Here is a 10,854-nt window from a genome sequence, read left to right as displayed (position 1 = left end):
CCTCCATCTGCCGCATTTCTTCCTCGCATTGAGCCTCAGCCACGCGACGAGCCACAGGATTGGACAACGATAACGGCAGGTTCAGAAACTGCTTTTGGAAGCGGATCTGGTTAACACCGGTGCAGAAACTCACGGCATTGCCAAACAGCGGCTGGTAAGGCCCCACATTGGCTGGCTGCTCATAGTCCACCAGGCACCGCCCGCCCTCCAACAACCGCTGACCAAACAACAGGTTGTTCACTTCCATCAGGGAAGCCAGGACCACCTCGATGTTGAAACGATGTAAATCCCGGGTGTCGTGCTTGATATCGAGCTGAATGACCGCTTCATCGCCTTCGATAAAAAACGACAGGGCCATGTAGGCAAAACGAATCCGGAAATATTTGATCAACACCAGCAGCGCCTGCTCGAGCGTGTCGCAGCTGATGGCGGCCTGAGACAGCGCACCATGGGCAGTAAATTTCAGGCGCCGGCCAAACTCCAGCCCCAGGCTGTCGTCCTGGCAGCGAACAAAGGCTTGACGACACAGCTCAGTGAACTGGTCCAGGGTAATAAAATTATCCGGGTGGCTCAGCTGTGGCTGGCGGATACCGGCAGCGCTGACCAGCTCTTGCCGGGCAACGCCGCGCTCCTCTGCCAGCTGGCAAAGAATCTCTGCGTAATGGGCCCGGATAACAGGCAGGGTGCCACCGGAAAGCAGTGCGTTCATGGTTTGAACTTTGAGTCGTTATTATGGTTGTCAGACTAGCGCCTGCTCTGGGATCCGGCAATCACTCCACTGACACAACTCCGCCGACAATGCGGCCAGATTTTTTTCACTCAAGGCAATCCACTTCTTGCAGCCTCCCGTAAATAACCAGACTGACAAACCAGCGGCGAGTGCCTAGAATGATGACTGTAATCAGCTCAACTCATGCGACTGTCAAGGAGCGTCCGGTGACCACACTGGATCAGCAACCAGCGAAAGCCGAGGGCCGAAAGGACCCTTGGGGTGTCTTGCTGGAAAAAGTAGGCAAACACCAGGATAGAGCTGCATACCACGCTTTGTTCGAACACTTTGCGCCGCAGATAAAGTACTACGCCATTTCTAACGGCATGGCCAGCCACGCGGAGGAACTGGTGCAGGAAGTGTTCATTTCCATTTGGCGCCGCTCCTGCCTGTATGACTGGCGTAAGGCTGCGGCGTCTACCTGGATCTTTACCATTGCCCGTAACCAGCGGATTGATATGCTGCGGAAAATGCAGCGGACCAGCGCTGAAATGGCAGTGGAAACCGAGGATCTGTGGCAGATTCCTGGCGATAATGAGGATGAGCCGGTGACGTCCCTGCACCGTTTGATGTCAGAGCGCCGGATTCGTGAGTCTCTCAGCCAGTTACCGGAAGAGCAGATTACCGTCATCGCCAAGGTGTACATGGAGCATAAGTCTCACCAGATGGTGGCGGATGAACTTCAGATCCCCCTGGGAACCGTGAAGAGCCGGGTACGCCTGGCACTGAACAAGTTAAAAGTGATTTTGCAGGATCAGAACGTATGACACGGCACCACCCCGACAGTCTCAGCCTGATGGAATACAGCGCTGGCAATCTGACTGAGCCCCATGCTCTCTGCATCCGGCTGCACCTTGAGCAGTGCCCACACTGTCGGAGCCGGGTGGACACCCTGAACAGCCTGGGCGCGGTGATGATGGAACAGCAGCCCAAAGTCACTGTGTCGGATAGCAGTTTCGAGCAGTTGATGGCACGTATTGACTCAGCACCCCAGGATACTTCACCGGTTGTGCAGGCACCGCGATTGAGCCCGCTGCAGAAGTTGCTTGGTCAGGACATCAACGAGCTGCCCTGGAAACGTCAGCTGGGCGATGTCAGCGTACTGGATATTTCGGAAAAGTTTCCCGGTCAGGGTGAGCGGGTGGTACTGCAGAAACTGGTGGCAGGCGGCAAGGCCCCGGCCCACACACACCGCGGTGATGAGACAACGATCGTGCTGCAGGGTGCGTTCGCCGACCAGAAGGGCGTGTTCAACCAATGGGATTTCGTGGTATTGAATGAGCAGGACGAGCACAGGCCCGTTGCCGTAGGGTGTGAAGACTGCATTACATTGTCTGTGCTGAGCGCCCCGGTCAAGCTGACGGGCACCTTCACCAGAATGTTGAATCCGTTCATTCGGTAAGTTTAGTTGATCAGTCCAGTGAGAAACGGAGGCAGGTTGCCTCCGTTTTTTGTGGCGACCGAAGATCCGTTATCGCAATCCGGTAATGGTTTAATTGACTTGGGCGCCCATCCCCCTAAACTGATCCATAGTAGGTAACAACCCCAGCACCATTCAAAACGCAACAGCTGACACATGCCCGACATCATCGTCATGTTTTTCCTGCTCGGCCTGGTAGCAGGAACCGTCAAATCTGACCTGTCCATTCCACGAGAAGCCTACGACATTCTCAGCCTGCTGCTGATGCTCACCATTGGCCTGAAGGGCGGAATGGCCCTGTACGGGAACCTGGCACCAGGCCTGCTTCTGGAAATGCTTGCGGTAGCAGGCCTGGGCTTTGCGTTACCGCTGCTGATGATCCCGATCCTGCGCTACGGCGTCGGCCTGTCAATCGCCGACACCGCCAGTTTTGCCGCCCACTATGGCTCGGTCAGTGCGGGCACTTTTGCCGTCGCCCTGGCGTGGGTTGAAACTCGCGGCCTCAGCTCCGGCGGCCAGGTCACGCTCTATCTGGTCCTTCTGGAGTTACCTGCCATCATGGTCGGGCTCTGGTTCTACAGACGTTTTGGCAAACGCACTGGCGATGCCAAGGGCACGCCGCTCTGGCAGGAAACCCTGACCAACCGAAGCGTTATCCTGCTGGTGGGTGGCGTGGTCATCGGAGCGCTTTACGGGCCCGGACAGGGCACCGGCGTCACCGCGCCCCTGACCAGTGCCTTTTCCGTCATTCTGTCGTTGTTCCTGCTGGAGATGGGGCTGGTGGCCGCCGAAACCCTGCGCAACCTGAAGCTGATCCACTGGAGAATCGTACTATTCGGGCTTGCAATGCCCCCCGTGCTGTCGGTAGCGGGGCTAACGGTGGGCACCCTGCTCGGGCTCGACACCGGCTCTATCGTCATCCTCGCCACCCTCACCGCCAGTGCGTCCTACATCGCCGCACCGGTGGCGATTCGCCACGCCATTCCCGATGCCAATATCGGCCTGGCCATGCTGGCTTCCCTAGGCGTCACCTTTCCATTCAATGTGCTCGTCGGCATCGGGCTTTATTACTCCATGCTCAGCTGGGCGGTGCCGCTATAGTGTCCCGCATGGCGCCGCCTACCAGGGTAACTCCGAACCATCCCAACTGAAGAATCGACCGTTACTGCTGTCGTCCAGGGCGCCCAATACCCGGATCAGGTTATCAGCCGTCTGCAAGGGCTTATGTACCGTCAGTTTGGACAGTGACTGGCTGAACGGTGAACTCAGGGCCGACTCGGTGGTCCCCGGATGCAGCGCCACGCAGGCAATGGGCTTGCACCGGCGAGGCAGTTCGATGGAAAGATTCCGCACCAGCATATTCAGGGCGGCTTTTGAACTCCGATAAGCATACCAGCCGCCAAACCCGTTATCGGATATCGACCCCACCTTGGCCGAGATGGCTGCCACGCGCTTGAACTCACGATGCCGCAGCCAGGGCAGCAGCGCCTGGATCAGCAAGGCAAATCCGGTGGCGTTGACCGCGAAAGCGCGGGCCATGTTAGCGGCCGTCACGTCTTCCAATCGCTTCTCGGGAAAAAGCCGGTCGTCATGCAGCAGGCCAGCGGCGTAAATCACCGTGACGATCGGGCCGGAACCGTCCAATGCCGTTTTCAACTCGGCTTTATCAAGCCGCTGCTCATCTTCCGCATCCCAGGCCAGCAATCTCACACCGGGATGATTTCTGAGATCGTCCGGTGCCCGCTGAGGATCACGACACAGACCAATGACGGCCTGGGCCGGGCAAGTCTCCAGATAGCGTTTTGCCAGCGCCGCACCAATTGCACCGGATATACCGGCAATCACGATCGTCATTCCCACGCCCTTCCACTATCAATGGATACCATGCCGGTGATACGAAAATTCAATGCCTTCGGGCCACCAGCCAGCAAACCAAAAAATTCAAACGCTCGTATGAAGAGACACTTCCGGATTGAAACAACGACATCCGGCAGTCATTCAGACTGCTATATCCAAACAGGAGAGTATCCATGCAATACCAGGCACCAGCGAACGATCTTCGCTTTCTGTTGTTTGATGTGTTGGGCGCAGACAACCTGCACGAACTGGAAAAGTACGCCGATGCGACTCCGGATCTGATTTCGGCGGTGATCGATGAAGCCGGCAAACTGGCGGCAGAGGTCATCCAGCCTACTAACCAGGTGGGCGACCGCCAGGGTTGCAGCTACGATCCGGAAACCAAATCGGTCAAGACACCTGACGGCTTCAAAGAGGCCTACCGGAAGTTTGTGGAAGGTGGCTGGACCGCCCTGGATGCACCACTGGAATTCGGCGGGCAGGGCCTGCCCCACACCCTGAAGTTTGTCGTGGACGAAATGGTGTGCTCCACCAACCTGTCCCTGGGCATGTACCCCGGCCTGACCCACGGTGCCATCAGCGCACTCTACGCCCACGGTTCCGACGAGTTGAAGCAGACTTATCTGGAAAAACTGATTTCCGGCGAGTGGACCGGCACCATGTGTCTGACCGAGCCCCAGTGCGGCACCGATCTGGGCCTGATCCGCACCAAGGCCACACCGAATGACGACGGCAGCTATGCCATCGAGGGCACCAAGATCTGGATCACCGGCGGTGAGCACGACCTGGTCGACAATATCGTACACCTGGTACTGGCCAAGCTGCCTGGCGCACCGGACACCACCAAGGGCATCTCCCTGTTTGTGGTGCCGAAGTTCCTGCCGGATTCCGGCGAGCGCAACCCGGCCTTCTGCGGCGGTCTTGAGCACAAAATGGGCATCAAGGGCTCTGCCACCTGCGTGATGAATTTTGAAGGCGCCAAAGGCTGGCTGGTAGGCGAGCCCAATAAGGGCATGAGCGCCATGTTCACTATGATGAACGAAGCCCGGCTGATGGTTGGTATGCAGGGCCTTGGCCTGGCCGAGATGGCTTACCAGGAAAGCCTGGCATTTGCCAGGGAGCGCCTGCAAAGTCGCTCCCTGAGCGGCCCCAAGAACCCGAACGGCCCTGCTGATGCGATCATTGTGCACCCGGACGTACGCCGCATGCTGATGCGCCAGAAGGTGCTGAACGAAGGTATGCGGGCGCTGGCACTGTTCACTGGCCACCAGCTGGATCTTTCCGTGGCTCACCCGGATGAAAGCGTGCGTGAAAACGCCGACGACCTGGTGCAGCTGCTGACGCCTGTGGTTAAAGCCTTCCTGACCGACGAAGGCTATAACAACGCCAACTGGGGCCAGCAGGTTCTGGGCGGTTCTGGCTTCACCCAGGATTGGCCGCTGGAGCAGCTGGTTCGGGACGGCCGTATTGCCCGCATCTATGAGGGCACCAACGGCATCCAGGCGATGGACCTGGTGGGCCGGAAGCTGTCCCTCAAAGGTGGCCAGCTGGTTCGCGCCCTGTTCGCAGAACTGACTGGATACCTGAAGGACAACCCGGAGGCGCCGTACCGCGAAGAACTCAAGGGTGCGCTGAAGAGTCTGGAGCAGGCCACCATGTGGCTGGCCCAGAATGCCCCCAAAGATCCGGAACAGGCCGGCGCTGCCGCCACCCCGTACCTGCGGATTATGGCCCTGACCGTGATCGGTTATCTGTGGTCCCGCATGGCCGGCGTCGCAGGCCAGCAGCTGCAACTCGGAGAGGGTAATAAGCCGTTGCTTGAGGGCAAGCAGGTATCCGCCCGCTACTATTTCGAGAAGCTGATGCCTGAAGTGGACTGGCTGCTGAAAGACATCCAGACCGGCAAAGACAGCCTGATGGCATTTGAAGACGAGCACTGGGTGGCTTAAACGGCAATACCGGTCTGGCCAAAATGGCTGGCCGAAAATGACCGACAGTTGGCAACTTCTGACCTTCTTAAAGACAGATCAGAACTTGATAATAGTCACGTTGATTAGTGTCTCTGAACTAGTCCAACCCGCCTCTTGCCGAGCCGGGTACCTTCTTGAAGCCGCGCTCTTGCGCGGCTTTTTTTATGGTGTTTTCCCGCCCGCCGCTGTCTCGGTTACAATGCGCCTTTGTTTTCTCCCCTGCATTCCGGAGGCTGCATGACCGCCGATGATTATCCGTTCCGCTTTGGCGGCATAGAGCGCCTCTATGGCCGCAAGGCCCTGAACGCTTTCCGTAATGCCCACATAGCCATCGTCGGCCTGGGCGGTGTTGGCTCCTGGGCGGCGGAATCCCTGGCGCGCAGCGGTATCGGCACACTCACCCTGATTGATATGGACGATATCTGCGTGTCCAACACCAACCGTCAGCTGCACGCACTGGAAGGCCAGTATGGCCGCACCAAGACTGATGCCATGGCTGAGCGACTGAAGGCCATCAATCCCCAGGCAGATATTCGCGTGCATTTCGGGTTTCTGACCACCAAAAACGTGGGGGAGTTGATTACCGAGGATATGACCGGAGTGGTGGATGCCATCGACAGCGTGAAGGCGAAAGCAGCGCTGATTGCCCATTGCCAGCGGCGCAAGATTCCGATTGTCTGTGCCGGCGGGGCCGGCGGCCAGATGGACCCAACCCAGATTCAGGTGGCCGACCTGAGCAAGACCACCCAGGACCCGTTGTTGGCAAAGGTGCGCAATATGCTGCGCCGGGAGTACGGGTTCTCCCGGAATCCAAAGCGGCGTTTTGGAATTGAGGCGGTGTATTCACTGGAACAGCTCACCTACCCCGCCGCCGATGGCGAGGTGTGCCTTCAGAAGCCGGCCACCGAGGGTCCGGTGCGGCTTGACTGCGCCTCCGGCTTCGGCGCAGCCAGCCCGGTAACCGCCAGTTTTGGTTTCTTTGCCGCCTCCCGGTTACTGAACCGGATTGCCCGCAAAGCCAATCAGGCCGATTAACGGCAATCCAGCACCAGCTTGCCCCGCACATGACCGCCTTCCAGCAGTTCGTGGGCTGCCTGTACCTGATCCAGGGAAAATACCTGCTCAACATGGACCTTCACATCACCGTCTTCAATCAACTCGGCGATTTCATCCAGATGGAAGGCATCTGGCCGTGAGCGCATGCCATGGGCTCGAACGCCCATGGCTTCTGCGGCGCTGACCACGTCATCGGCAGTCACCGTAGGGATGGTTACCAGCACGCCGGAATCACTGAGGGTTTGCAGGGAGCGTTTGCCGGTCTCGCCCCCTACCAGGTCCAGCACAACGTCCAGGCCGTAGCATTCTTCGGTGAAGTCGGTGGTGTGGTAGTCAATCACCTCATGCACCCCCAGCTCCGCCAGAAAATCCCGGTTACGGGAGGACGCCGTCACGATGACGTGGGCGCCCCGCTCCAGCGCAAACTGAACCGCAAAGTGCCCAACACCACCGGCCCCGGCATGAATCAGGATTTTCTGGCCAGACTCCAGCTCCGCCACTTCAAACAGGGCCTGCCAGGCCGTGAGTGCCGCCAGGGGCACGCCGGCCGCCGCGATCAGGTCCAGCTCTTCCGGCACAATGGCGAGATCTTCGGCGTCGGCAATGGCGTACTCGGCGTAGGCTCCGCCGGTGACCGGGAAGCCGATCATGCCCATTACCCGATCGCCCGGCACCAGTGTGGTCACGCCCTCGCCCACTTCCACCACCTCACCGGCCGCGTCGTAACCGGGCGTCCAGGGCAGGCTGTTTTCTATCTGGGTGGCGACGAACCCCATGCCCTTACGGGTTTTCCAGTCGATGGGATTGAGGCCAGCGCCGTGTACGCGAACCAGCACCTCGCCCTCACCCGGTTGCGGGATGGGCGATTCTGTCACGCGCAGCACATCACGCTCACCAAAGCGATCATAGACCACGTGGCGCATGGTGCCGGTTTCGGTCGGGTCAGATGATTCCATGGGCGTCTCCAGACAGCAGTGAACGGTGCCGTTACCGGCCTGAACTCTCAGACTAGCAGAATTTTACCGGCCCGGCCTCAACCGGGCAGGCCCCGCCCGCCGGCAACCAGCGCGCTGCCAAGTATCTCGGCGAAGGCCTGGGGCGCCCGGGCTGGCCGCTGGGATTTCATATCGACACAGGCATGGGTGGAGAGCGCCCGCAGCAAGGTTTTGCCATCGGCCGGGCGAATCAGCTGAAACTGCCGGGCAGAGCGGAAACGGCCATCCCAGTCGGTGAGCCAGGTACCCAGCACCAGTTCATCCCCGGCATTGGCAGAGGCCAGGTAATCCAGCTCAGTGCGAGTAATCGCCATGGCCTTGCCGGTCTCTTCATGCAGGGCCCAGGTCATGCCCAGGCTGTCGATGTGCTGCCAGCTCACCTCTTCCAGCCAGCGCACATAGACCACATTATTGGCGTGCCCCAGCCGGTCGGTGTCCTCCGGGCGAACGGTGATGGTCATGGTAAACGGGTCAGGCAAGTCCCAGTTCAGCGCCTGTGTCATGGTTGCTCTCCAAGGCCGGGAATAGCGTGCAACGGTAGCCGGCCAATACGGTCATTGTGAAGTGAACCAAAGTATAGAACGCCATCATGGGGATTCACCGAGGTGATTTCCTGAAGGTGGCTGCCGCGCGTATCATGCAGGCTGGTGATCATCCGACCACTGGCATCGAATGCCACCACCAACCCATACTCCTGAGGCTGTGGCTTCAGGCTGTCCGGCAGTTTCGCCACCAGGTTTTTCAGCCAGGGCTTGCGATGCATGCTGTCTACCTGGGCATTGCGCAGGGTTGGAAACGCGACCCAATACCGGCCCTGATCATCCACGGCCAGGTTATCGGGGAAGCCTGGCAGGTTGTCTGCAAACACTTCGGCCTGGCCCGCCCTGGGCCCGGAAATCCAGTATTTCAGGATGCGGTACTTCCAGGTTTCGTTAACCAGCACATAGTCACCCGCCGGCGACACCGCCACGCCATTGGCAAAATGCAGGTTGGCCAGCAGAACTTCGGTGCGGCGGGTACGGGGGTTATAGCGAAGCAGGCGGCCATGGGGGCGCATCTCCAGCAGGTCCAGAATGTAGTCCGGCTGGCGAAAGCGGGAGCTGGCGTCGGTGAAGTAGATACGGCCATCGGGCGCAATGTCCACGTCGTCAGTAAAGCGGAACGGCGTGCCTTCGGCCTCGCGGGTCAATACCGACAGGGTGCCGTCTGGGGTGATGGACAACAGGCCTTTCCAGGCGTCAGCCACAATCAGGTTGCCCTGGGCATCGAATACCATACCCAGGGGCCGCCCGCCGGTTTCCAGCCAGTTCTCTACGGTGCCATCCGGAAACACCCGCACGATTTTGCCGTCCTGGGTGCCGGTATAAAGCACGCCGTTTGCATCAATGGTGGTATCTTCCGGACCATAGACCTGGCCCCGGGCCAGCAAGTCTGCCAGGCGCAGGCGTTCATTGGGCGCCAGTACACCGGTCATGGCCGGTGGCGATGGTGCCTCCCAGGCCTTGCTGTCAACCGGCGACGGCGTGAGCAGGAAGCTGCCCAGCAGCAGAAAGATGACCAGCAGGCCTATCAACAACCATTTCATCATGTGCGCCCGATCCATTGGTGATTGTTAGACGGTAGGCAATATCAAAGCACCCTAACCTTAGCAGACATTACCGGGTTTCTGGCAACGCAGGACAGGCTGTCAGGATCCGAGAAAACGACGACACAAAGCCGCAAAGGTATCGGGCTTTTCAGCATGCAGCCAGTGCCCGGTACCCTCGATTATCTTCAGTTCGGCGGCTGGGAACAGTTGCCGGATGGTGTCTTGATGTTTGCTTTGGATATAGGCGGAATCAGCGCCTTTGATAAACAGCACCGGACCATTGTACGGACCCTCACCCTCCGGCGCGGCGGCCAGTTTCTGATAACAGGCGTCAATCACAGGCAAATTCAGGCGCCAACGGAACAGCTGATCACCATCACCGGCCTGCTCTGCCGGTATCCGCTCCAGGTTTTTCAGCAGGAACTGCCGCACGCCCGGGATTTCAACAAATTCGGCCAGGCGCTTGTCCGCTTCCTGGCGAGTTGTTACGCCAATCAGGTCCAGGTTCTTCATGCCATCCAGAACCGCATCATGCCGGGCTTTGTAGGTGACCGGTGCTATGTCCGCGACGATGATCCCCTTGACCCGCTCCGGATAACCCAAGGCGACCTGCATCGCCACCTTGCCACCCATGGAATGACCCAGAACCCAGGCCTTGTCCAGATTGAGAGCGTCCATGTAGGCCACCACATCGGCCGCCATGGCCGGGTAATCCATGTCGTCGGTGTGGGGTGAGCTGCCATGATTGCGCTGATCGAGGGCGTGAATCTGCCAGCCATCTTCCAGGCGGCGGGCGATACCTCCAAGGTTCTCAAGGGAGCCGAACAGCCCATGCAGCAGGATCAGGGGCTCGCCCTGGCCGGTAATACGATGATTCAGTTCAACGGTCATACGCTGACAGCCTCCGGTGATGGGGATGAACCGGATACACTACCATCGCCAGACTCGGGGGCAAGGAGAAATTAGGCAGACAAACCGCAGGTACAAAAAAGCCGGGATAAACCCGGCCAGAAGGTCACAGACATTACGACGGACAGCTCAGCAGTAGAAGATGCTGTCCAGATATTCCGCCAGTGCCAAAACGTTTTTACGCTCGGCCTCGTTATGGGGTACAAAGATTTCCCGTTCCATACAACACCTCCATTTTGCCTGTTGGCTACTTCAACCTGATGCGTACCATGCTATCGTTGAAGCTATGG

Annotated in this window: 11 protein-coding genes; 5 read left to right on the top strand and 6 right to left on the bottom strand. The window is 58.9% G+C overall.

All coding sequences use genetic code 11. The features are described 5' to 3' along the window. Positions 1-709 (bottom strand): AraC family transcriptional regulator (locus J122_RS12040; RefSeq protein WP_061332543.1); only part of this gene is annotated, 709 nt, incomplete at its 3' end. Between the two features lie 227 nt (positions 710-936). On the opposite strand from J122_RS12040, the gene J122_RS12035 reads away from it, so the two are divergent. From J122_RS12035 to J122_RS12025, 3 genes are all read left to right on the top strand, one after another. Further along, on the top strand, positions 937-1,536 hold the full coding sequence (locus tag J122_RS12035) for a sigma-70 family RNA polymerase sigma factor (RefSeq protein WP_061332542.1): 600 nt from the start codon (positions 937-939) through the stop codon (positions 1,534-1,536). Continuing rightward, positions 1,533-2,171, top strand: a complete 639-nt coding sequence (locus J122_RS12030; RefSeq protein WP_061332541.1) for a ChrR family anti-sigma-E factor — start codon at positions 1,533-1,535, stop codon at positions 2,169-2,171. The genes J122_RS12035 and J122_RS12030 overlap by 4 nt, the downstream gene beginning before the upstream one ends. A 174-nt stretch (positions 2,172-2,345) precedes the next feature. Beyond that, positions 2,346-3,290 carry a sodium-dependent bicarbonate transport family permease gene (locus tag J122_RS12025; RefSeq protein WP_061332540.1) on the top strand — a complete coding sequence of 315 codons (945 nt, stop codon included), beginning with the start codon at positions 2,346-2,348 and terminating at the stop codon, positions 3,288-3,290. An 18-nt stretch (positions 3,291-3,308) separates the two neighbouring features. Here the strand turns inward: J122_RS12025 and J122_RS12020 are convergent, their stop codons facing one another. Then, complete coding sequence (locus J122_RS12020; protein WP_061332539.1) at positions 3,309-4,043, bottom strand: SDR family oxidoreductase; 735 nt, start codon at positions 4,041-4,043, stop codon at positions 3,309-3,311. 176 nt (positions 4,044-4,219) lie between these two features. Here J122_RS12020 and J122_RS12015 point away from each other — a divergent pair, with 176 nt between their 5' ends. Then, entirely contained in the window at positions 4,220-5,995 is a 1,776-nt protein-coding gene (locus J122_RS12015) for an acyl-CoA dehydrogenase C-terminal domain-containing protein (RefSeq protein ID WP_061332538.1), read from the top strand. A 258-nt stretch (positions 5,996-6,253) separates the two neighbouring features. Beyond that, positions 6,254-7,051 (top strand): tRNA cyclic N6-threonylcarbamoyladenosine(37) synthase TcdA, encoded by a 798-nt coding sequence (gene tcdA, locus J122_RS12010; RefSeq protein WP_061332537.1) that lies wholly within the window; start codon positions 6,254-6,256, stop codon positions 7,049-7,051. On the opposite strand, the gene J122_RS12005 is transcribed toward tcdA, so the two are convergent. The 4 genes from J122_RS12005 to J122_RS11990 form a co-directional block, all read right to left on the bottom strand. Further along, the gene (locus tag J122_RS12005) at positions 7,048-8,028 is read right to left on the bottom strand and encodes an NADP-dependent oxidoreductase (protein WP_061332536.1); all 981 of its coding nucleotides are present in this window, start codon (positions 8,026-8,028) and stop codon (positions 7,048-7,050) included. The two genes, tcdA and J122_RS12005, sit on opposite strands and share 4 nt — an antisense overlap. A 77-nt stretch (positions 8,029-8,105) precedes the next feature. Beyond that, a complete protein-coding gene (locus J122_RS12000; protein WP_061332535.1) occupies positions 8,106-8,570 on the bottom strand; it encodes an acyl-CoA thioesterase in 465 nt (154 codons plus the stop codon). Then, positions 8,567-9,652 (bottom strand): SMP-30/gluconolactonase/LRE family protein, encoded by a 1,086-nt coding sequence (locus tag J122_RS11995; protein WP_061332592.1) that lies wholly within the window; start codon positions 9,650-9,652, stop codon positions 8,567-8,569. Before J122_RS11995 ends, J122_RS12000 begins: the two co-directional genes overlap by 4 nt. Positions 9,653-9,754: 102 nt before the next feature. Then, positions 9,755-10,546, bottom strand: a complete 792-nt coding sequence (locus J122_RS11990) for an alpha/beta fold hydrolase (RefSeq protein ID WP_058091335.1) — start codon at positions 10,544-10,546, stop codon at positions 9,755-9,757. Positions 10,547-10,854 lie beyond the last annotated feature (308 nt).

Source organism: Marinobacter excellens LAMA 842 (assembly GCF_001574445.1).
Taxonomy (GTDB): domain Bacteria; phylum Pseudomonadota; class Gammaproteobacteria; order Pseudomonadales; family Oleiphilaceae; genus Marinobacter; species Marinobacter shengliensis.
Note: the sequence above shows the minus strand (reverse complement) of the source record. Positions and strands in the feature narration are given on the sequence as shown.